This window comes from Ralstonia chuxiongensis (assembly GCF_024158925.1).
GTDB classification, from domain to species: Bacteria; Pseudomonadota; Gammaproteobacteria; order Burkholderiales; family Burkholderiaceae; genus Ralstonia; species Ralstonia chuxiongensis.
In genome coordinates this window covers 42,201-61,709 of the sequence record NZ_JAMYWC010000009.1, presented here as the reverse complement: position 1 = coordinate 61,709, position 19,509 = coordinate 42,201, and the positions used below count along the sequence as shown (strand labels likewise).

21 protein-coding genes are annotated in these 19,509 nt (G+C 64.6%); 9 read left to right on the top strand and 12 right to left on the bottom strand.

Annotated features, from left to right (window positions below):
- Window positions 1-471, bottom strand: a complete 471-nt coding sequence (gspG, locus tag NKG59_RS23960; RefSeq protein ID WP_024977363.1) for a type II secretion system major pseudopilin GspG — start codon at window positions 469-471, stop codon at window positions 1-3.
- Window positions 472-646: 175 nt separating this feature from the next.
- Between gspG and NKG59_RS23955 the strand changes: the two genes are divergently transcribed.
- Window positions 647-1,330 carry a type II secretion system protein N gene (locus NKG59_RS23955; protein ID WP_045206674.1) on the top strand — a complete coding sequence of 228 codons (684 nt, stop codon included), beginning with the start codon at window positions 647-649 and terminating at the stop codon, window positions 1,328-1,330.
- Between the two features lie 139 nt (window positions 1,331-1,469).
- Window positions 1,470-2,084 (top strand): EF-hand domain-containing protein, encoded by a 615-nt coding sequence (locus tag NKG59_RS23950; RefSeq protein ID WP_253542199.1) that lies wholly within the window; start codon window positions 1,470-1,472, stop codon window positions 2,082-2,084.
- Between the two features lie 219 nt (window positions 2,085-2,303).
- Here the strand turns inward: NKG59_RS23950 and hppD are convergent, their stop codons facing one another.
- Window positions 2,304-3,410 (bottom strand): 4-hydroxyphenylpyruvate dioxygenase, encoded by a 1,107-nt coding sequence (gene hppD / locus NKG59_RS23945; protein ID WP_045206669.1) that lies wholly within the window; start codon window positions 3,408-3,410, stop codon window positions 2,304-2,306.
- A 157-nt stretch (window positions 3,411-3,567) separates the two neighbouring features.
- Between hppD and NKG59_RS23940 the strand changes: the two genes are divergently transcribed.
- Entirely contained in the window at window positions 3,568-4,056 is a 489-nt protein-coding gene (locus tag NKG59_RS23940) for an Lrp/AsnC family transcriptional regulator (protein WP_024977367.1), read from the top strand.
- Window positions 4,057-4,070: 14 nt separating this feature from the next.
- On the opposite strand, the gene NKG59_RS23935 is transcribed toward NKG59_RS23940, so the two are convergent.
- The 9 genes from NKG59_RS23935 to NKG59_RS23895 form a co-directional block, all read right to left on the bottom strand.
- Complete coding sequence (locus NKG59_RS23935) at window positions 4,071-4,457, bottom strand: SgcJ/EcaC family oxidoreductase (protein ID WP_253542196.1); 387 nt, start codon at window positions 4,455-4,457, stop codon at window positions 4,071-4,073.
- 36 nt (window positions 4,458-4,493) lie between these two features.
- Complete coding sequence (locus NKG59_RS23930) at window positions 4,494-4,931, bottom strand: hypothetical protein (RefSeq protein WP_253542193.1); 438 nt, start codon at window positions 4,929-4,931, stop codon at window positions 4,494-4,496.
- A 21-nt stretch (window positions 4,932-4,952) separates the two neighbouring features.
- Window positions 4,953-5,366, bottom strand: a complete 414-nt coding sequence (locus tag NKG59_RS23925; RefSeq protein WP_253542190.1) for a hypothetical protein — start codon at window positions 5,364-5,366, stop codon at window positions 4,953-4,955.
- Window positions 5,357-6,100, bottom strand: a complete 744-nt coding sequence (locus tag NKG59_RS23920; RefSeq protein WP_253542187.1) for a LysM peptidoglycan-binding domain-containing protein — start codon at window positions 6,098-6,100, stop codon at window positions 5,357-5,359. Before NKG59_RS23920 ends, NKG59_RS23925 begins: the two co-directional genes overlap by 10 nt.
- Window positions 6,101-6,224: 124 nt before the next feature.
- The gene (locus tag NKG59_RS23915; protein ID WP_253542184.1) at window positions 6,225-6,716 is read right to left on the bottom strand and encodes a cupin domain-containing protein; all 492 of its coding nucleotides are present in this window, start codon (window positions 6,714-6,716) and stop codon (window positions 6,225-6,227) included.
- A 134-nt stretch (window positions 6,717-6,850) separates the two neighbouring features.
- Window positions 6,851-7,957 (bottom strand): sulfotransferase family protein, encoded by a 1,107-nt coding sequence (locus NKG59_RS23910; protein WP_253542181.1) that lies wholly within the window; start codon window positions 7,955-7,957, stop codon window positions 6,851-6,853.
- A complete protein-coding gene (gene cysC / locus NKG59_RS23905; protein ID WP_253542178.1) occupies window positions 7,954-8,601 on the bottom strand; it encodes an adenylyl-sulfate kinase in 648 nt (215 codons plus the stop codon). The genes NKG59_RS23910 and cysC overlap by 4 nt, the downstream gene beginning before the upstream one ends.
- A 16-nt stretch (window positions 8,602-8,617) precedes the next feature.
- A complete protein-coding gene (locus NKG59_RS23900; RefSeq protein WP_301288256.1) occupies window positions 8,618-10,252 on the bottom strand; it encodes a methyl-accepting chemotaxis protein in 1,635 nt (544 codons plus the stop codon).
- Between the two features lie 257 nt (window positions 10,253-10,509).
- Window positions 10,510-11,205 carry a GNAT family N-acetyltransferase gene (locus tag NKG59_RS23895; protein ID WP_232041261.1) on the bottom strand — a complete coding sequence of 232 codons (696 nt, stop codon included), beginning with the start codon at window positions 11,203-11,205 and terminating at the stop codon, window positions 10,510-10,512.
- A gap of 399 nt (window positions 11,206-11,604) precedes the next feature.
- On the opposite strand from NKG59_RS23895, the gene kefF reads away from it, so the two are divergent.
- Window positions 11,605-12,162 carry a glutathione-regulated potassium-efflux system oxidoreductase KefF gene (gene kefF, locus NKG59_RS23890; protein WP_253542175.1) on the top strand — a complete coding sequence of 186 codons (558 nt, stop codon included), beginning with the start codon at window positions 11,605-11,607 and terminating at the stop codon, window positions 12,160-12,162.
- A gap of 23 nt (window positions 12,163-12,185) precedes the next feature.
- The gene (gene kefC, locus NKG59_RS23885) at window positions 12,186-14,126 is read left to right on the top strand and encodes a glutathione-regulated potassium-efflux system protein KefC (RefSeq protein ID WP_045206646.1); all 1,941 of its coding nucleotides are present in this window, start codon (window positions 12,186-12,188) and stop codon (window positions 14,124-14,126) included.
- Between the two features lie 101 nt (window positions 14,127-14,227).
- Here kefC and NKG59_RS23880 read toward each other — a convergent pair whose 3' ends face one another.
- On the bottom strand, window positions 14,228-15,022 hold the full coding sequence (locus NKG59_RS23880) for a DUF1835 domain-containing protein (protein ID WP_045206643.1): 795 nt from the start codon (window positions 15,020-15,022) through the stop codon (window positions 14,228-14,230).
- Window positions 15,023-15,205: 183 nt separating this feature from the next.
- On the opposite strand from NKG59_RS23880, the gene NKG59_RS23875 reads away from it, so the two are divergent.
- The 4 genes from NKG59_RS23875 to NKG59_RS23860 form a co-directional block, all read left to right on the top strand.
- Window positions 15,206-16,516 (top strand): M20/M25/M40 family metallo-hydrolase, encoded by a 1,311-nt coding sequence (locus tag NKG59_RS23875; protein ID WP_253542172.1) that lies wholly within the window; start codon window positions 15,206-15,208, stop codon window positions 16,514-16,516.
- Window positions 16,517-16,680: 164 nt separating this feature from the next.
- The gene (locus NKG59_RS23870; protein WP_253542155.1) at window positions 16,681-17,421 is read left to right on the top strand and encodes a 2Fe-2S iron-sulfur cluster-binding protein; all 741 of its coding nucleotides are present in this window, start codon (window positions 16,681-16,683) and stop codon (window positions 17,419-17,421) included.
- A 9-nt stretch (window positions 17,422-17,430) separates the two neighbouring features.
- Window positions 17,431-18,453 carry an FAD binding domain-containing protein gene (locus NKG59_RS23865; RefSeq protein WP_253542152.1) on the top strand — a complete coding sequence of 341 codons (1,023 nt, stop codon included), beginning with the start codon at window positions 17,431-17,433 and terminating at the stop codon, window positions 18,451-18,453.
- A partial coding sequence (locus NKG59_RS23860; RefSeq protein WP_253542149.1) for a xanthine dehydrogenase family protein molybdopterin-binding subunit occupies window positions 18,450-19,509 on the top strand: 1,060 nt, incomplete at its 3' end. The genes NKG59_RS23865 and NKG59_RS23860, both read left to right, overlap by 4 nt.

Sequence of the window (19,509 nt, the reverse complement as noted above, 5' to 3'; positions counted from 1 at the left end):
TTAGTTGTCCCAGTTGCCGATGTCGGCGTCGTTGCCCGTGCCGCCGGCCTGGCCGTCTGCGCCGAAGCTGAAAACGTCCACTTCGCCGCGCACGCCCGGGTTCAGATATTGGTACGGGTGGCCCCACGGGTCTTTGGGCAGGCGTTCCAGATAGCCGCCGCCTTTCCAGTTGTTGGGAATCGGCTCGGTGGTCGGCTTGGCGACCAGCGCCCCAATGCCCTGCTCGGTGGTCGGATAGCGGCCGTTGTCCAGACGATAGAGCTTGAGCGCCTGCGAAATGGACGCGATGTCCTGTTTGGCGGCGATGATGCGCGCCTCGTCAGGACGGCTCATGATCTTCGGCACCACCAGCGCGGCGAGGATGCCCAGGATCACCACCACCACCATGATTTCGATCAGGGTGAAGCCACGCGCTGCTTGTCGGGCGAGGGCGCGCTGGCGGAAGGAAGAGCGAAGTTGGCCTTGCATCATGGCGACAGAGTTGGCAATAAGGGGAAGAGACACAGTATATCCGTGACATATGACCATATATTGCATGGGAAGGTCATGCTGCGTTGGCTCTAGAGCCGCACCTCCAAGCTGTTCACCGAACTGGCATGAAGGGCGGATAGAATCGGCGTATTCCTACGGTGCCTCGCCTCATTTCATGAACGCTCGACAGTCGTCCCGTCTGCTCAGTCTTGTACTGTTTGCTGCCCTGTGTGCGCTCCTGACGCACTGGGTGCTGACGCTGTCTTCGCTGCGCTCGCTGGGTACGCCGCGCGAGGCACGTGTGGCCCAGACCGACGCGCTGGAGACCGGCGCGGCCGTCACGCTCTTTGGCGGCGGCCCACAGAACGGCCCGCGCGATGTGCAGGTGATGGGCGTGGTGGCCGATCTGGCGGATGGTTCAGGCGCAGCCATCGTGTCGGTGGATGGCGGTGCGCCGCAGGCCGTGCGGGCCGGCAAGTCGCTGTCGTCCAACCTCAAGCTGGTGGAAATCAAGGCGCGCTCGGTGGTGATCGAGCGCAATGGCACGCGCCAGGAGATTCCGCTGCCGGCCAGCGCCGTGGCGGGCGTGTCGCCGGCCAATCGCCATGCGCCGTCCCTGCCGCTACCGCCTGCAGGCGCTGCAGCTCCGCTATCGACGCCCGCTATGCCACCCGCTCCGCCGGTTGCCAACAACCCGGCCAATACCGCCATGCCGGGCGCCATGCTGCCCATTGCGCCCGCTCAGATCAACACGGGTGACGAGCCTGCCAGCCAGGGCGGCGGTATCGTCGGCCCGCGCCACCGCGCGGCTGCGGCCGCACGCAAGGGCGATAACCCCCAGCCGGGTGCCAACCAATAGGCATTGAACGGCCCCGCCGTGCGGTGGCGGGCGCATATTACAGCGCATGTCATCGGGGTAACAGCGTGTAAAAGCCGGCAACGCGTCGGCATTGTCGGGTTCTAATCCGCTACACAGTCCATGTGAAAAGGAGCTGACCATGACCAACAAACGTGCTGTCCAAGCCTTCCTCGCTACCTCGGCCCTGTTCCTGGCCATGTCGGGCATGAACGCCCGCGCCCAGGATGCCAGCGCCCCAGCAGCCAGCGCACAGGCGCCCGCAACAATGCCCGCTGCGCCGCAAGCCAATGCCCCTGCCGGCAAGCCGGCCCGTCACGGCGGCGGCCTGAAGGCCCTCGACACCAACGGCGACGGCCAGATCTCGCGCGACGAAGCCAAGGGTCACACCTGGCTTGAGAAGAACTTCGACCAGATCGATACCAACCACGACGGCCAACTCAGCAAGGACGAGCTGGCCGCCTGGCACAAGGCCCACAAGGGCGCGATGCACGAAAAAATGGCGCAACGCTTCGACGCCAAGTTCAAGGCTGCCGACAAGGATAACGACGGCTCCCTGAGCAAGGACGAAGTGCAGGCCGGCATGCCGCGCCTTGCCAAGAGCTTCGACCAGATCGACGCGAACCACGACGGCAAGATCACCGAAGACGAAATCCGCGCCTACATGAAGGCCCGTCACGATGCCCGCAAGGCGCAGAAGAACACGCCTGCAGGGGCCGCCATGCCGGGCGGCCCGTCGGCCACCAAGGGCGAGTGACGCTTCGCCTAAGTCTCCGCACGCAAGCGGCGCCTTCGGGCGCCGTTTTTATTGCCCACGCCAATCCGCATCCTCAATGAGGCGCAAGGCGGGTGTGGGTCGATTTGGCTACTGGGCCATGTCAGTGCCGCATGCGCCGCTGCAGCTCACGCCCAAAAAAAACACCCCGATGGCGAACCACCGGGGTGCGGGTACAGCACGCCTGAAGTTTGAGGGTTTTCAGGCTGGCTGATCGTCGGCCTTGAGCACGCCGCGGCGCATCTGGTCGAGTTCGATCGACTCGAACAGCGCCTTGAAGTTGCCCTCGCCAAAACCTTGGTTGCCCTTGCGTTGGATGAACTCGAAGAAGATCGGGCCAAGCTGGTTCTCGGAGAAGATCTGCAGCAGCAGATCACCCGGGGCGCCGTCGATCAGGATCTTGCGCTTCTTCAGTTCCGCCACGTCCTCGCCATGGCCAGGGATGCGCTTGTCGACCAGTTCGTAATACGTGTCGATGGTGTCGAGCAGCGTGATGCCGTTGCTGCGCAGTGCATCCACCGTGTTGGCCAGGTTGGTCGAGCCCAGCGCAATGTGCTGAATGCCCTCGCCGTGGTACATGTCCAGATACTCCTGGATCTGACCGGCCTTCTCCGTCCCTTCCTCGTTGATGGGGATGCGGATGTTGCCGCACGGGCTCGTCATCGCCTTGCTCTTCACGCCCGTGACCTGGCCTTCGATGTCGAAGTAGCGCACTTCACGGAAGTTGAAGAAGCGTTCGTAAAACTCGGCCCATTCCTTCATCCGGCCACGGTAGACGTTGTGCGTCAGGTGGTCGATGTAGGTCAGGCCGTGCCCGGTGGGGTTCGGGTTGGCGCCCGCGATGGGTACGAAATCGACGTCATAGATGCTGATGTTGCCGATGTCGCCGGCCTTGGCGTCGTTCTTGCCGGTCCAGCGGTCCACCAGGTAGATGAGCGAATCGCCGATGCCCTTGATGGCCGGAATGTTCAGCTCCATCGGGCCGCTGTGCGTGTCGAAGCCCCAGGCGCCCAGTTCCAGCGCGCGCTTGTAGGCGAACGCTGCATCCTGCACGCGAAACGCGATCGCGCAGATCGACGGGCCGTGCAGACGCGCAAAGCGCTGCGCGAACGAATCCGGCTCGGCGTTGATGATGAAGTTGATCTCGCCCTGGCGGTACAGCGTCACGTTCTTGTGACGGTGCTTCGCGATGGCGGTAAAGCCCATGTTCTCGAACAGCTTGCCCATGGCAACAGGGTCCGGCGCGGCGTATTCGATGAATTCGAAACCGGCGGTGCCCATCGGGTTTTCCCAAGGCGTGAATTGCATGGTGAGTCTCCTGCGGGGCGGGCGCTGTGACAGCGCTCAGGTCTTTGACGATCCTCGCAGTGTAGGAGTGTCGATCCAAGCAAAAATTGCGAAGTTGTGCCCGTCTTGCTAAATTTGCGCAAGAAAATTGCCGAATTAATTGGTGCGGAGCAACAAAATGAATAAAGTGGAACTCGACAAGATCGACCGCAAGATCCTGGAAGTCCTGCAGAACAACGGCCGCCTCACCAATCTGGAAGTCGCCGAGCGGGTGAATCTGTCGCCCAGCCCGTGTCTGCGACGCATCCGCCGCCTGGAGGAGTCCGGCGTCATCCGCCAATACGCCGCGCTGCTCGACCCGACCAAGATCGGGCTGGGGCTGTCGGCCTACATCAACGTGCGGTTGGAAAAGCAGGGCGGTGCGCCCAAAGGGAAAGGCCCGTCCGACAATTTTCGCGCGGCTGTGGCGACGTGGCCCGAGGTGGTCACGTGCTACGCCATGACCGGCGAAATGGATTACCTGCTCAAGGTGTTCGTGGAAGACATGGAGCACTTCGCGCGTTTCATACGCGACCAACTTCTGGCGCACCCGGCGGTGATCGATGTGAAGAGCAGTTTTGCGCTGGAGCGGATTAAAGATACGACGGCGTTGCCGGTGGTGGTTTGAGATGTTCGCCCGTATCAGGCAGCGTCCGCCATCACAAGATTCGCATCCCGTACCAACCGCCACTTCCCATCCGCCTCTTTGCGCAGAATCGTCAACGTCTGCCCTGAGCGCCGCGCCACCTTCCCATCCGGCATCGTGATGACGATGTGCAGCGCATTTCGCAGATACGCGATGTCGCCAAACACCTGCACCTCTTGAATATCGCTCGTGCCGTCGACGTGCACGTCCTTCACGCCTTCGGACATCTTGGCGAAGGCTTCCTTGCCGAATGGCGCTTGGCCGGGCGTGAGAAACAGCACGTCGTCGGTCATCAGGCTGAGCACGGTGGCCAGATCGCCGCTTCTGCTGGCGGCGAGCCAGGTGTCCACTACGTTGCGGATGGCGCGTTCGTCGTCGGTCATGGCGGTGCGGGTGTCGGTGAAAGGGCGGCATTCACTCTACACCGCGGGTTCGACCGGCGGTGCCACGCGGCGCTTGATGAAGACGGCCGGGGATAACACCGGGATATGCCGGGCGCGCAGCGTGATCAGCCAATCGCCCACGGCGCCTTCACACGTGAGGCGAAAGTGGTTCGCGTCGAGCCATTCGACGTCATCCAGCCAGAACGTGTAATACGCCGCGCCGATGGTGCCGGTGCTGATGGCGCGCGAGAGGTCCGGAGCAACGAGTGTGACGGAGACCGCCTCTTCAAACGGGCAGTCGTAGCTCGTGATCAGGACGAAGCCGAGATCGGTCTGGTATTGCCGTAGCAACTCGTAGCCCGGGATGGTGAGCGTGGGGTGCGACGTGCCGTCGACGATCACACGCGTGCGCATGGGCCACCGCTCATACGGGCCGCTGTGTTTCTCCAGAGCGAAGCGTTGGAGCGGCTGCATGACCGCGGCGCGGTGCGCGCGCTATTCCTTGCGCATGCCGCACAAGGCGACTTGGCGCGCGGGGTCGGCGGAATCCATCCAGCCGGGTTCTTCGCGCTTCTGGTAAGCCTCCACGGTCTGGTAGCCCTTTACGCTCCAAGAGAACTCGCTGTAGCGCGAGACCTCGATGACGGCAAGGCCGCAGCGCTTGCGGTGGTCGTCAATCTTGAAGGCCGCGTGAGGGTGGTCGCCCGACAAGTCTTGCTCGATCACCTTGTAGCGCGTTGGGCCGCACTTGAAGAAGCTGGCATTCCACTCGATGGTCTTCGGCCGGACGAACAGCGCGCCGTGGCACGCACGGCCATCACCGCGGAAGGTTCCGGTCAGGGTATCTGCGGCCATGGCCGATTGCGCGGCCAGCAGCGACACGGCGATGAAGAGGCGACCTACTTGCATGCGGCGGTTCCGATCTTCGGAATGAGCGTGAGCACGTAATCGAGTTTCCGGATGTACGCGGCATCGCCGTGGTTGTACAGCACGGCAATGTTTTGCGTCGTCACCGGCCGCCAGCCGCTGATCACCTTGCGCATGGCGGCTTTGCGGTATTTGACCACTTGTCCGGGCTTGAGTGTTGCGGCATTCGGGTTGAGCGCGCGCATCTCCGTCAGGGTTGAGCCTTGCGCGCGGGCGATCTTGTCGAGGCTGTCGCCCGCCTTGACGGCGACCTCATAAACCTTGTCGTCGGTGTCGCGCACGCTCCGGACGTCGAACTTCGCCATGCGCGTGAGCAGGTAGCCGATGCCGGCGCGAATGTTCCAAGCTGGCACCGTTCGGGCTAGGCCCGCGTTCAACCGTGTGCGGATGGCCGGAGGGACGATCAGGTCGCTGCCTTCTTCGCCGCGCAGCAGGGTATTCAGCCCAGGGTCCCCCAAGTTGCCGATCTGCATCGGCTTGGTCTGCCACGCTTCTGAATCTGCCCCGGTTTCAACCCACACCATCGCCTTGACGATCTGCCAGTCCAGCGGCAGATAACCCGCATTGCCCATCAGGTAGCGGTTGTATTCCCCCACGGCAGACTGGATATCGCAGTCGTAGCCGTTCCAGCGGTCGGGGTGCTGGGTGGAGGTGTTGATGTAATCCTGCCAGCGCTCGAAATCGGTTTTCGGTTTGACCTGGGCCTTGGTGACCATGTGCCCCTCCGTGGTTGCGTGACCTGTGGAGGGGCATGGTAGCCAGCGCACGCCAGCCGCGTGTTAACGGCTGTTTATGTACCTTGCCGGTGGCTGGCGATTGCCCACGGTGGCGCGTCAGCCTTCACTGCTTGGGCGACGGATCGTCCTGCGGGTTGACGTATTTGACGTCCAGCGGCCCCGTGCCATGAATCTGCACCACCGTCGTCGTCCTGGTGAAGGCGTAGTGATGCATGCCTCCGGGCAGGTTGTGGAAACCGCCGGTCTTGAGTGGGTGTGCGGCGCTCATGTCCATGGCGTCGCCGCTGCCCAGGTAGAGCGTGCCCGAGATCACCGTGAGGTTCTCGGTTTGGGTGTGCCAGTGCGGCGGCACCTTGTAGCCGCCCGGCGCTTTCAGGCGGATGACGTAGGGGCCATCTTTGCCGGGGTCGCCGTAAAGCACGGCCAGCTTGGCGCCCCTGGGCAGGCCCGGCGGCGCGTCGACCCACTTCAGGGCGGATGGGTTGATCATCGTCATGTCGCCCATGGCCGCGTCCTGTGCCGCAGCGGGCGTGGCGCCCAGGCAGAGCAGCATGGCCGCTGTCAGCAGTATCAATTGCGCAGATGGTGTCTTCATCGTCGTCTCCTTCTTGCCTCGGCATCGGCTCGCGGGCGACGCAGATGGCCGCCACTGGAGAGCGAGAGGTGCCTCACCCCAATCGTAGGGAAAGCACCCGCGCGGCTGACAAGCACGCAATTGCCCTAGACGGGCTAGTCCGCGACTTCAAACGCAGCCGGGTCGGCCAGCGCCTCCAGCCGATGCGGTGCCGCGGGTTTGACGGCCGCCGCCGTCATCGCCTGCAGCATGAGCCGCTCGCGCACGCTGCCCAGAAAATCAGCGCGGTGGCGGCGCAAGACAAAATCGCGGTAGTTGTCGGCTTCCAGCGCGCGCCACGCCGTCTGGCGGTCGGCTTCAGAGCGCATGCGCGCAGCCTCCAGTTCGCGCGTTTCGATGTGGGCGTTGGCGGCGGTCAGCGGGGCATAGCCGTAGCGCGCCATGTCGTCGCGTGCCAGGGTTTCGATGATCGTGATTTCGTCCATCGACAACTGCTGGTGGAATTTGTCGATATTGCCCGTGATGGGCGCAAAACAATTGGACGTCCACAACGCTGACAACCGCGAAATCTGCCGCGCTTCGGCCGAGCGCGAGACATCCAGCATCTGCGGCAGAAAATCGATCTCCAGGAAACTGCATACGCGGCGCAACGTGCTTTCCTGATCGACCAGGAAATCTTCATAGCGGATGGTGCACGTGCGCTCCGGATACCGGGCGATGAGTGCATTTGCGGCGCGGTGCGCGGCCACCCAGGTCTGCGTGTTCAGCAGCGTGTCGAAGTCGTGGATGATCGCGCGGTTCATTGACGCGACCTGCGCGCGCGGGTCTCGCACCACGTTCAGAAAGCGCATGTCCGGGAAGAGCGTCATCAGCTCGGCGGCGTAGTGCACGCTGTCGAGCGACTTGTCCATGACCACCCGGGCGCCGTGCTGTGCGCCCGCCCGTAGCAGCAGTTCCCACACCACGCGATGCACGCTGCGCGGTTGGTCGCGCAGGGTTTCGAACACCTCCACCGGATCAAACACCATGCCGGGCCATTTCACCATGCTCGCTGCCTGCAGGCCGATCACGTCGGTCACGAGGCGGAAGTAGGCGCGATCGTCCTCCAGGTTGCCGTACAGCGGCACCAGCGGCATGAAGTCGACGATGTGCAGCGGATACGGCGCGTAGAACGCCGGGTTGAAGTTCAGGCGCAGGCGCAGCGCATGGCTGCCGCAGCGGCGCAGCGGAACCATCAGGACGGGGCGTGGCAGGGCGGTCATCGAACGGTCTCCGGTTGACGGGTGTCCAGCCAGGCGGACAAGTGAGCGTGCAGCGCGGCGGTGGCCGTCAGCAATGGCATGGCGCCGGTATCAAGCCGCAGCGACGGCGCCTCCGGTGCCTCATACGGGGACGAAACGCCGGTGAACTGCGGGATCTGCCCGCCTCGCGCCCGGGCGTATAGCCCCTTTGGGTCGCGCGCCTCGCACACATCGAGCGTGGTGCACACGTGCACTTCCACGAACCGGTCTGCGCCGATGATCTCGCGCGCCATCTCGCGATCGGAGCGCAGCGGCGAGATGAACGCCGTCACGACGATCAGGCCGACGTCGTTCATGAGCCGCGCCACCTCTGCGGCGCGGCGCAGGTTTTCCGTGCGATCGGCTTCGGTAAAGCCGAGATCGTGGTTCAGGTGATGGCGCAGGTTGTCGCCGTCGAGCACGGCGCAGCGCTGGCATGTTTCGTACAAGCGCTTTTCCAGCGCATAGGCGAGGGTGGACTTGCCCGCGCCGCTCAAGCCCGTGAGCCACAACGTGAGCGGCGCATGGCCGAACTGATGCGCGCGGGCTTCGTCAGCCACGGAGCCGGCATGCCAGTAGACGTTGCGTGCAGCGGGGCCGGCGCAGGAAGACAGGGCAGATTTCATCGCGGCGTCCTCCGGCTCAGGCCGGCAACAGGGCGGGTTGGTGATAGCCGATGCGCGCTGCGGGGGCTGCGGCTTTCGCCTGGTTTGTCAGCTTGAACACGCTCACCACACCCACCAGTCGGCTCGACTGCTCGCGCATCGATTCCGCCGCTGCGGCCGCTTCTTCAACCAGCGCGGCGTTCTGCTGGGTGACTTCGTCCATCTGCGTGATGGCGCGGTGGATCTGGTCGATGCCGCTGGCCTGCTCGTCGGTCGCGCCCATGATCTCGGTCACGATGGCGGTCACGCGGTGGATGCTGGTCACGACATCCTGCATCGTGGTGCCGGCTTGTTCCACCAGCGTGCTGCCGGCGTCGACATGGTTGGCGGAGTCGTTGATCAGCAACTTGATTTCCTTGGCTGCTGCAGCAGAGCGTTGCGCGAGTCCGCGCACCTCGCTAGCGACCACCGCAAAGCCGCGCCCCTGCTCGCCGGCCCGGGCTGCTTCCACGGCTGCGTTGAGCGCGAGGATGTTGGTCTGGAAAGCAATGCTGTCGATCACGCCGATGATCTCGCTCACCTTGCGTGCCGATTCGCTGATCGCGCCCATCGTGTCCACCACGCGCGCCACCACCGTGCCGCCTCGCGTAGCCACCTCGGCAGCCGTGGCGGCGAGCTGGTTGGCGTGCCGCGCGTGATCGGCGTTTTGCTTGACGGTGGCGTTGAGCTCTTCCATCGACGCGGCGCATTCCTCCAGCGCCGAGGCCTGTTCCTGCGTGCGGGTGGACAGATCGAAGTTGCCGGTGGCGATCTGCTCAGATGCCGTGGCCAGTGTGTCGGTGCTGGTGTGTACCTGTTCGGCAATCGTCGCGAGGCTGTCGCGCATGCGCTTCATGGCGTGCATGAGGCTTGCCGGATTGTCGTGACGCGTGTCGATGACCACGGCCAGGTTGCCGCCGGCGATCTGGCTGGCAATCTCGGCCACGGTGCCTGGCTCGCCGCCGAGCTTGCGCAGCAACCCGCGCGTGATGAGCGCGCTGGCCGCGAGGCTCACCAGGAGCGCCAGCACACTCAGGGACAGCAGCCAGTTGCGGCTGTCGACATAGCTCGACTTGGCCTTGGCGGTGTTTTCGTCGTTGAGCTTTTCTTCAAACGCCTGCAGCTTGCCGAGCAGGTCCCACCAAGCGCGCTGCACGGGGCGGAATTCGAAGCGCAGCACCTTGTACGCGTCTTCCTTGTGGCCGGCGGCAATCAGCGCCTTGACGCGCGTTGCGAACGGCGCGGCCATTTCAGTCTGCTGCCGGATTTGCGCAAGCAGCGTTTTTTCTTCGGTGGTGGTGTCGGGCAACGTGTCGAACATGCGGCCGAGCTTGCGGTCGGCCTCGCTGTACAGGGCCTCCTGCTTTTCAATACGGCTCAGTTCGAGCTGAATTTCGTCATGCTGTTCCAGCAGCACGATATTCCGATAAGCCAATGCCCGTTCAGTGACGCTCGAATACATTTTTGCGGCGAGCTTGGCTTCCACGGCGTTGATTTCCGTGGTGTCTTCCAGCAGCCGCCGAAAATCTGACATGCGCTGCAGGCTGAATGCCATGAGCAGCACGAGCAGCCCCATCGTCAAGCCAAAACCCCACGCCAGTTGGGTGGCTACCTTCATTTTCGAGAAGCGCATGATTGTCCCCGTCATAATCGATAACGAATGCACTATCGAGCGGTATGGCGGGAGCTTGAGTGATTTAAATAAAATTACTCAATATGGGTAATGGCACGTCGGACTGGCATCACAAAATAAGGCAGGGAATATCGACGGCGCTTTTTGCAGATATTATTTTATTGAAATGACTTGCATTAAATTGCGAGCAATTCAAAAGCGCCATGCAAAACAAAAACGCCCGGCGGGAACCGGGCGTTTCTTATTGCGCGAAGCAGTTACACAGTGCGCTTTTGCGGCACCAGCGAGCGCCAGAAGCGCTGTCCGAACCGGCGCACATCGCGCAGGTTGCGCTTGAGCATGTAGTCCAGGTCGGCCACTTGTTCGTCGATGGCTTCCGTCAGCAGGCTCATCGTGTCGGCGGGCGGCAATTCGAGGTAGGCATCGGCTTCGCCATAGGCGTACTGCACACGCATGCCGGCCTTCTTGGCAATGTGCATCATGGCCGCATTGCGCGACAGGCAGTGCATGTACAGCGTACGCACCTTGGTGTTCTGGCCATGCATGGCGGCACGTTGGAACAGCGCACTGCCCACGCCCTTGCCGCGCGCAGATTCCGACACTGACACGCCGAACTCCGCCACGCGCCCTTGCGGGTTGTCGCGCAGGTAGGCGAGGTGGCCCACGCCGGTCAGTTCAAGGCGCTCGTCGTAGACGCCAAAGACCTTGTCGTGGTCGAAATCGATGCTGTCGACGTACGCCTCGATGACGTGATCCCGCACCACCTGGCCGAATCGCAGCAGGCGGTCTTCCTCGCCCAGGGCGAGCAGGTGTTTGAGCAGGCGCGACCGGTGGTGCGCAGCAAGCTCGCGCACCAGCACGGTGGAACGCGGCGCGCCTTGCGCTGCTTCCGTTTTGTCGATGTCGTCCTGGGTGACGACGCCGATGGCCTTGCTCAGTTCGAGCGGGTTCACGACACGGTTCCTGTTCTGATCGCGCGCTTCAGTGGAAGGCAACGAAGTGATGAATCGGAGGCGCGGATGGCACCTCCGGGGCACTCAATCGGGTGCAACTGAGTGTTGTGCAATGCACCATGCTATTGTAGTGCAATCAGGGTTTCCCCGTAAGTCTGGTGTCAGACTTTCCGCCGGATTTCCCGATAAATCATTGATTTAGCGCATCCGAGCACGGCTTCCAGCGGTGTGGTGCGGCAACAACGCAAATGCTGCGTCGCGCAAAAACGAGGGAAGGCACGCTTTTCAGGTGCTGCGCGCGTTACATCGCCACTCGAAGCGCGATCCCCGCCCGTAACGCTGCTCAACAATAGCCGTGCGAAGATGCGCCATCAAGACGCCCCAGCCTCCTGATTTTCCATGACGCCCTCGCGCATTCTTGTGATCTACGCGCATCCTGCGCCGCGCCGTTCGCGCGCCAACAAGCCGCTCGCGCGTGCGCTGGCCAGCTTGCCTGGCGTGGCCATGCACGACCTTTACTGGCATTACCCCGATTTCGACATCGACGTGCGCGTCGAGCAGGATGCGGTGGAAGCGGCGGAGCTGATCGTCTTCCAGTTTCCGGTGCAGTGGTACGCCACGCCATCGCTGCTCAAGGAGTGGATCGACGTGGTTCTGGAGATGGGCTGGGCCTACGGGCCGGGCGGCACCGCCTTGCGCGGCAAGCATCTGATGGTGCTGGCCACCACCGGCGGCCGCGCGCATTCCTACAACCCGGATGGCATCCACGGCCACACGTTCGACATGTTCCTGCTGCCGCTGCAGCAGACCGCCGCGCTGTGCGGCATGCAATGGCAGCCGCCGCACGTGCTGCACGACGCTGACGACGTACCTGCCGACGTCATCGACGCCCATATCGCCGAGGTGCGCGCCGCGCTGCATCCCTGGCTCCCGACCGACGCGGATTCCGCCGCCTGAGGTTTCCGATCTCCTCCTTGCCCATGCAATCGCACGATCTGCTCGTCAATTTCGTCATCTACCTAGCCGCGGCCGTGGCGGCAGTGCCGTTGGCGCGTCGGCTGGGGCTGGGCTCGGTGCTTGGCTATTTGCTGGCCGGGGTGATCGTGGGGCCGTGGGGCTTGCGGCTCATCACCAACGTGCAGTCGATTCTGGATTTCTCAGAATTCGGCGTCGTGCTGATGATGTTTGTGATTGGCCTGGAACTGGAGCCGGCGCGGCTGTGGTCGCTGCGGCGCAGCATCTTCGGTTACGGCGGGCTGCAGATTGTGGTGTGCGCGCTGGCCGTGGGGTTGGCGGTCATGGCGGTGGGCCATCCGTGGCGCGCGGCTGTGGTGGCGGGGCTGGGGCTGGCGCTGTCGTCCACGGCGATTGCGCTGGCCACGCTTTCCGAGCGCAACCTCATGCGCACGCCCGCTGGCACGGCCAGCTTCGGCATCCTGCTGTTCCAGGACATTGCGGCCATCCCGATGATTGCGCTGCTGCCGCTGCTGGCGACCGATGCAAGCGACGCATCCGGCGGCCATAGCTGGGTGGCTGCGGCCAAGGCGGTGGGCGTGGTGGCGGCAGTCATTTTTGGCGGGCGCACGGTGTTGCGGCCGGTGCTGCGCGCCATTGCCCGCACCAACATGCGCGAGATGTTCACCTCGTTCTCGCTGCTGTTGGTGGTGGGCATTGCGCTGCTGATGCACAGCGTGGGCCTGTCGATGGCGCTGGGCGCCTTCATTGCCGGGGTGCTGCTGGCCGATTCCGAATACCGTCACGCGCTCGAAACCGACATCGAGCCGTTCAAGGGCCTGCTGCTCGGCCTGTTTTTCCTGGCGGTCGGCATGTCGATCGACTTTGGCGTGCTGATGCGCCAGCCGGTCGCCGTGATCGGGCTCGTTGCGGTGTTCCTGGCGGTGAAGATTGGCGCGCTGCGCCTGCTGGCCACACGCTTTGGCATTGCGCGCGGGCAGGCGTGGCTGTTTGCGTTCCTGCTCTCGCAGGGCGGTGAATTTGCGTTCGTGGTATTCGGCCCCGGCGTCGCCGGCAATGTGCTCGGGGCGGAGACGGCCGCTGCGCTCAACCTCGTGGTGGCGCTGTCGATGGCCGCCACGCCATTGCTCCTGCTGCTGCACGACAAAGTGCTGGTACCGCGCCTGATGGATGGCAAGAAGCGCGCGCCCGACGCCATCGAGCCCCAGGACAACCAGGTCATCATCGCCGGCTTCGGCCGTTTTGGGCAGATTGTCGGTCGCATGCTCTACAGCCAGGGCTACAGCGCTACCGTGCTCGATCATGACCCGGACCAGATCGACATGCTGCGCCGCTTCGGCTTCAAGGTCTTCTACGGCGACGCCACGCGCATGGACCTGCTGGAAACCGCCGGCGCCGACAAGGCCAGCATGATGGTCGTCGCCATCGATGACATGGAAACCAACCTGGAAGTGGTCGACCGTGTGCGCGAGCGCTTTCCGCATCTGAAGCTGTATGTGCGGGCGCGCAACGTGTCACACGTGTACCAACTGCGCGACCGCGGCGTGGAAGTAATCGAGCGCGAGATGTTCGAGGGCTCGCTCATGCTCAGCCGCCGTGTGCTGGAGGGGCTGGGCAAGGAGCCGTACGAAGCGCACCGCATCGCGCAGACGTTCCGCCGCCACACGCTCAATTCAATGGAGCAGGTCTACCCGGTTTACCGCGACCAGAAGAAGCTTGTGTCACTGGCACAGCAGGGGCGCGACGAACTGGCGGAAATGTTTCAGCGCGACCGCACCCAGCGCAAGCGCCTGCGCGAATCCGGCATGCCATGGGGCGAAGGCGACGTCCATAGCGACGTGGAAGGCACGCAGCCTGATACCGATCTCGCCAACGAGGTCGACGGCAGTGACGCCGAAACCCCGATCGATTGTCCCGCGCGCGCAGGCCTCCGTCGAGACGGCTAATTCGCGCCGGTTACAAACGCGGTTCAGGCGCAAGCAGCGCGAACAAATAAAAAGGAGCGCTTTCGGCGCTCCTCGGGGCAGATCCAGGTTTCGGGCGGCGCTTACACGGCCACGCTCACATTGCGACGCAGTTCGCAGGTGCTGAGCGAATCGGCCTCGCCGCGCAGCAGCAACTGGCCGTTGCCGACCAGTTCGCGGCAGCGCCAGAAGACGAACCAGTCGCTGGCGAGCAGCCCGTCGATGGCGCCCATGATGCTGCCGACCACGTCGCGGGCGCTGGCCCAGTCGCTGGGAACGTGCTCCAGGATCACTTCATCCACCGTGCCGTACGACACCGGTACCAGCGTGTTGCCTTTCCACAGCCGCGTATCGGCGTTCTCGCGCACGGTCTGCTGCCATTCGTAGGCCAGGCGGCCGATGCGCAGCACCGACACCGGCGCGATGGTCGAAAACCGCCGCGCCAGCCGGGCGCCCGAGTACATGCCGATGGTCGTCAGCGGGCCTTGACCGTTGGGCGCCTCAAGTTCGCGCACATCCATGCCGACTTCATTGATGCGCTGGGGCGCTTGGTGCAGGTGGAACGCCACCCGGCGCAGCATGAGCTGGTCCGACGCGCTTTGGCCGTGCCAGATGGCGACTTCGGTAGTGGCATCGCGCAGATCGGCGAGCGACGCAAGGGCGTCGCGCATCTCGGCGGCGAAGTCGATATTGCTGTTGGGCGCCACGCGCTGCCAGAAGCCGGAGCGCGCCATGGCGACGCTATCGACGTCGACCAGCGGCCCGACGGCGAGATCGTCGCGCAGTACGACTACGGAATCGGGGCGGCCAGCCTGTGCGAGCGCCTGCTTGAGCGTGGCGCCGGCAACATCGCCGTTGACGACATGGATGTATTGCATGGCAGCAATTGTAGCGAGAGTGTTAGCCCGGCGCTTTCGTTTTACGCATCTCTATCAGTATTCCTTTGCGCGGTGTCATGCGTCTATCCAAAGGGGGGATAGCCCTCGGGCAACGCTCAGGTGGGCGTGCGAAAATCGCCGTTTTGTTGCAGACCATAACTAAGAACAGGTGAGGAAACATTCATGAGAGCCCCGTTGTTGCCCAAGGGCATGCGCCCGGCACTGCTGGCCGTCATCGCAATGGTGAGTGTGCTGGCTGCCGGCCATGCCGCCGCCGTGCCGCCGGCTGAAATCTACAAGCGCGCCCAGCAGGAAAAACCGGCGCTGATCGACACCATGAAGACATTGGTCTCGATCGAATCGGGCAGCAAGGATATCGAAGGCCTGGACAAGATTGCCGGCGTGATCGCCGAGCGCCTGCGCGGCATGGGCGGCGACGTGAAGCTCATCGACCCCAGCGACCACGCCTACCGCATGGCCGACACGCCCGAGAAGATCGGCAAGATGGTGCTTGCGCGCTTCAAGGGCGAGGGCAAGCGCAACATCATGCTGATCGCGCACATGGATACCGTGTACTTGAAGGGCATGCTTGCGCACCAGCCATTCCGCATCGACGGTGAGCGCGCCTACGGCCTGGGCATTGCCGACGACAAGAACGGCGTGGCGGTCATCCTGCACACGGTATCGATTCTGCAGGCCGTCAACTTCAAGCAGTACGGCACGCTCACGGTGCTGATCAATGGCGATGAAGAGATCAGCTCGCCGGGCGCGCGGGCCATGCAGGCCAAGCTGGGCGCCGAGCAGGACGCCGTGTTCTCGTGCGAAGGCACGCGCGTGACGTCCGACAAGCTGTCGCTGGCCACCAGCGGCATCGGCGCGATCCTGCTGGATGTGAAGGGCAAGGCTTCGCACGCGGGCGGCGCGCCGGAGCAGGGCCGCAACGCGCTGTACGAACTGTCGCACCAGGTGCTGCAGATGCGCGATCTGTCCAAGCCCGAAACCGGCCTGAAGGTGAACTGGACGGTGGCGCAGGCCGGTACCAACCGCAACGTGATCCCGGCCGTGGCCAGCGCCCAGGCCGATGTGCGGCTGCTGCGCGCGGCCGATGCCGACAAGCTGGAAGAGACCGTCAACGAGCGCATCAGGAACAAGCTGATTCCGGATACCCAGGTCTCGGCCCGGTTCGAGCGCCGCCGCCCGCCGCTGGAAGCCACGCCGGCGTCGCGCGCGCTGGCCGAGCACGCCCAGAAGATCTACGGCGAACTCGGCAAGACGCTGGAGATTGACGACAAGGCCGAAGGCGGCGGCACCGATGCCGCGTTTGCCGCCTCGAAAACCAAGGCGCCCGTGATCGAGCGCTTCGGTCTGGCGAGCTTCGGCGCGCACTCGAATGACGCCGAATATGTCGACCTGAATTCCATCGTGCCGCGCCTGTACCTGCTAACGCGCATGGTCATGGATGTGTCGCGCGATCGCGTCGGCCCGGCCAGGTAACCGCACTGCAACGCGGCGCGTAAGCCTTACACGTGCCGCAGCAATTCCCCTCCGCGAAGCCGCTGCTCAGCGACTCCCCAACGCCCGGGTGCCGGGTATTCCGCTTGCTTTCCCCTGACGCATGTCCCCAGCTACGGCCGCCACCGGCCGGTGGAGCGTGCGCCATGTCTGAACATCCCTTTCCAGCATCGAATGACCCCGCCGACGAACCGGATGGGTCACCCGCGCGCCCGAGCCGGCGCGGCTTTCTGCAGGGCGCGGCAGCTGCGGCGTCGGCGTTTGCGCTGCCGCACGAGTCGGTCGGCGCGCGCACTTCTGCGTCGGCCCCGGCACGTCCCGCTGCGTTGGCGCCTGCGCGGCCGGTATCGCTCAATATCAACGGCAAGCCGTATGCGTTGTCGCTCGAGCCGCGTGTGACGTTGCTCGATGCGCTGCGCGAAGTGCTGGGTCTGACAGGCACCAAGAAAGGCTGCGACCGTGGCCAGTGCGGCGCGTGCACCGTCCTCGTGAACGGCCGGCGCGTCAACAGTTGCCTGACGCTGGCGATCATGCACGAGGGCGACACCATCACCACCGTCGAAGGGTTGGCGCACGCGCAAGACGGCCTGGTCGACCGCGCGGCGCTGCATCCGGTGCAGGCCGCGTTTCTCGAGCACGACGCGTTTCAGTGCGGATATTGCACGCCGGGGCAGATCTGCTCGGCGGTGGCGGTGCTGGAGGAGGCGCGCCACGGTATGCCCAGCACGGTCACGTCGCCCGCGGCACTGGGCAATGAAGGCCCCGTCGCGCTGACCGAAGATGAAATACGCGAACGCATGAGCGGCAACATCTGCCGCTGCGGTGCGTACCCCAACATCGTGGCGGCGATTCGCGTGGTGGCTGCCAAGTCTGGCAACGCTGCCTGAGGAACCGCCATGCAATCGATTGCCTATGATCGTGCGTCCTCCGTCGAAGCTGCCGTGCGCCTGGGCCATGAGCCGGGCGCGCGCTATATCGGCGGCGGCACGAACCTGCTGGACCTGATGAAGGGGGGCGTCGAGCAGCCCCAGCGGCTGGTGGACATAAGCCGCCTGCCGCTGGCGCAGATTCGCGCGTTGCCTGACGGTGGCCTGCGCCTGGGCGCGATGGCGCGCAATGCCGATACGGCGGCGCATCCGCTGGTGCGCTCGCGGTATCCGCTGCTGAGCGAAGCGATTGTGTCGGGCGCGTCGGGCCAGTTGCGCAACATGGCCACCAACGGCGGTAACCTGATGCAGCGCACGCGCTGCCATTACTTCTACGACACGGCGTACCCGGAGTGCAACAAGCGGCAGCCCGGCTCCGGCTGTGCGGCGCGCGAGGGCTTCAACCGTATGCACGCCATCCTGGGTGCGAGCGACGCGTGCGTGGCGACGCAGCCGTCGGACATGGCCGTCGCGCTCGCCGCGCTGGATGCCACGGTGGTTGTGCACGGCATGCACGGTGAGCGGCGTATCCCGATCGAAGCGTTCCATCGATTGCCGGAAGCGCACCCCGAAATCGACACGACACTCGGACCCGGCGAGCTGATCGTCGCTATCGACTTGCCGCCGCCAGTGTTCGGCACGCAGGTGCATTACCTGAAGGTGCGCGACCGCGCGAGCTATGCGTTTGCGCTGGTGTCGGTGGCGGCGGCGCTGGCGTTGCAGACGGATGGGCGGACGATCCGGGAGGCGCGCATTGCGCTGGGCGGTGTGGCACACAAGCCTTGGCGCGCGCATGCGGCAGAACAGATGCTGGCGGGGCAGGTGCTGGACGCGCAGTTGTTTGCCCAGGCCGGCGCGTTGGCCGTGCAGGGCGCACAGCCGCTGCGCGACAACGGCTTCAAGGTGCCTCTCGCACAGCGGGCGGTGGCACGCGCGCTGACGGTGGCTTCCAATCCGACCAATCCCACCAATCCGACTGGGGGTGTGGCATGAGCAACGTGGGCCAACCGCTGGACCGCACAGACGGTCTGCTCAAAGTCACGGGCCAGGCGCGCTACTCCGCCGAGTTCCAGGTGCCGCGCCTGGCGCATGCCGTGCTGGTACAAAGCACAGTGCCCGCCGGACGCATCACGCGGGTCGATACGCACGTCGCGCAGGCCATGCCCGGCGTGCTGCTGGTGATGACGCACGAGAACGCCCCGCGCCTGCCCAACGGCGGCAAGCCGGCGCTGGAACCACCGGCCGGACGCGCTCTTTCTTTGCTGCAGGACGATCAGGTGCACTACAACGGCCAGCCCATTGCGCTGGTGGTGGGCGACACGCTGGAACACGCCCAGGCTGCAGCCCGCATGGTTCGCGTGGAGGTTGCCCAGCAGCCCGCGCGGCTCGATTTCGAAACCGCCCGCACCGATGCGCACTCGCCCGGCAAGGTGCAGACGCAATCGGCCGACACCGCGCGCGGCGACATGGCTGCCGGCATGGCCCAGGCGGCGCAGCGCGTCGAGGCCGTCTACGGGACGCCCATGGAGACGCACAACCCCATGGAGCCGCACGCCACCATCGCCGTGTGGGAGGGCGATTCGCTCACGCTATACGACAGCACGCAATACGTCTCGGGCGTGCGCCGCACCGTTGCCAAGACGCTCGGCTTGTCGCCCGACAAGCTGCGTGTGGTGTGCCCGTTCGTGGGCGGCGGATTCGGCTGCAAGGGCTCGGTGTGGTCGCACGTGGTGCTGGCGGCGATGGCCGCGCGCCAGGCGGGGCGGCCCGTCAAGCTGGTGTTGGAACGCCCGCAGATGTTCGGCCCGGTCGGCGGGCGCCCGCGCACCGAGCAGCGCATCGCCGTGGGCGCCGCCAGCGATGGCCGCTTCACCGCCATCTCGCATGACTCGCTGACCACCACGTCGATGATCGAAGACTGGACCGAGCCGTGCGCCATCGTTACCCGCATGCTTTATGACACGCCCAACCAGCGGACCACGCATCGGCTCGCGCGCATGAAACGCGGCCCCCCCCCCGGGAAGCGCGCGCCCGGGGGCGCCCCAGGCG

Excerpts from the sequence above, each read along its gene's own strand:
- gspG (WP_024977363.1), bottom strand. The coding sequence starts at position 471 with ATGATGCAAGGCCAACTTCGCTCTTCCTTCCGCCAGCGCGCCCTCGCC.
- NKG59_RS23955 (WP_045206674.1), top strand. The coding sequence starts at position 647 with ATGAACGCTCGACAGTCGTCCCGTCTGCTCAGTCTTGTACTGTTTGCT.
- NKG59_RS23950 (WP_253542199.1), top strand. The coding sequence starts at position 1,470 with ATGACCAACAAACGTGCTGTCCAAGCCTTCCTCGCTACCTCGGCCCTG.
- hppD (WP_045206669.1), bottom strand. The coding sequence starts at position 3,410 with ATGCAATTCACGCCTTGGGAAAACCCGATGGGCACCGCCGGTTTCGAA.
- NKG59_RS23940 (WP_024977367.1), top strand. The coding sequence starts at position 3,568 with ATGAATAAAGTGGAACTCGACAAGATCGACCGCAAGATCCTGGAAGTC.
- NKG59_RS23935 (WP_253542196.1), bottom strand. The coding sequence starts at position 4,457 with ATGACCGACGACGAACGCGCCATCCGCAACGTAGTGGACACCTGGCTC.
- NKG59_RS23930 (WP_253542193.1), bottom strand. The coding sequence starts at position 4,931 with ATGCAGCCGCTCCAACGCTTCGCTCTGGAGAAACACAGCGGCCCGTAT.
- NKG59_RS23925 (WP_253542190.1), bottom strand. The coding sequence starts at position 5,366 with ATGCAAGTAGGTCGCCTCTTCATCGCCGTGTCGCTGCTGGCCGCGCAA.
- NKG59_RS23920 (WP_253542187.1), bottom strand. The coding sequence starts at position 6,100 with ATGGTCACCAAGGCCCAGGTCAAACCGAAAACCGATTTCGAGCGCTGG.
- NKG59_RS23915 (WP_253542184.1), bottom strand. The coding sequence starts at position 6,716 with ATGAAGACACCATCTGCGCAATTGATACTGCTGACAGCGGCCATGCTG.
- NKG59_RS23910 (WP_253542181.1), bottom strand. The coding sequence starts at position 7,957 with ATGACCGCCCTGCCACGCCCCGTCCTGATGGTTCCGCTGCGCCGCTGC.
- cysC (WP_253542178.1), bottom strand. The coding sequence starts at position 8,601 with ATGAAATCTGCCCTGTCTTCCTGCGCCGGCCCCGCTGCACGCAACGTC.
- NKG59_RS23900 (WP_301288256.1), bottom strand. The coding sequence starts at position 10,252 with ATGCGCTTCTCGAAAATGAAGGTAGCCACCCAACTGGCGTGGGGTTTT.
- kefF (WP_253542175.1), top strand. The coding sequence starts at position 11,605 with ATGACGCCCTCGCGCATTCTTGTGATCTACGCGCATCCTGCGCCGCGC.
- kefC (WP_045206646.1), top strand. The coding sequence starts at position 12,186 with ATGCAATCGCACGATCTGCTCGTCAATTTCGTCATCTACCTAGCCGCG.
- NKG59_RS23880 (WP_045206643.1), bottom strand. The coding sequence starts at position 15,022 with ATGCAATACATCCATGTCGTCAACGGCGATGTTGCCGGCGCCACGCTC.
- NKG59_RS23875 (WP_253542172.1), top strand. The coding sequence starts at position 15,206 with ATGAGAGCCCCGTTGTTGCCCAAGGGCATGCGCCCGGCACTGCTGGCC.
- NKG59_RS23870 (WP_253542155.1), top strand. The coding sequence starts at position 16,681 with ATGTCTGAACATCCCTTTCCAGCATCGAATGACCCCGCCGACGAACCG.
- NKG59_RS23865 (WP_253542152.1), top strand. The coding sequence starts at position 17,431 with ATGCAATCGATTGCCTATGATCGTGCGTCCTCCGTCGAAGCTGCCGTG.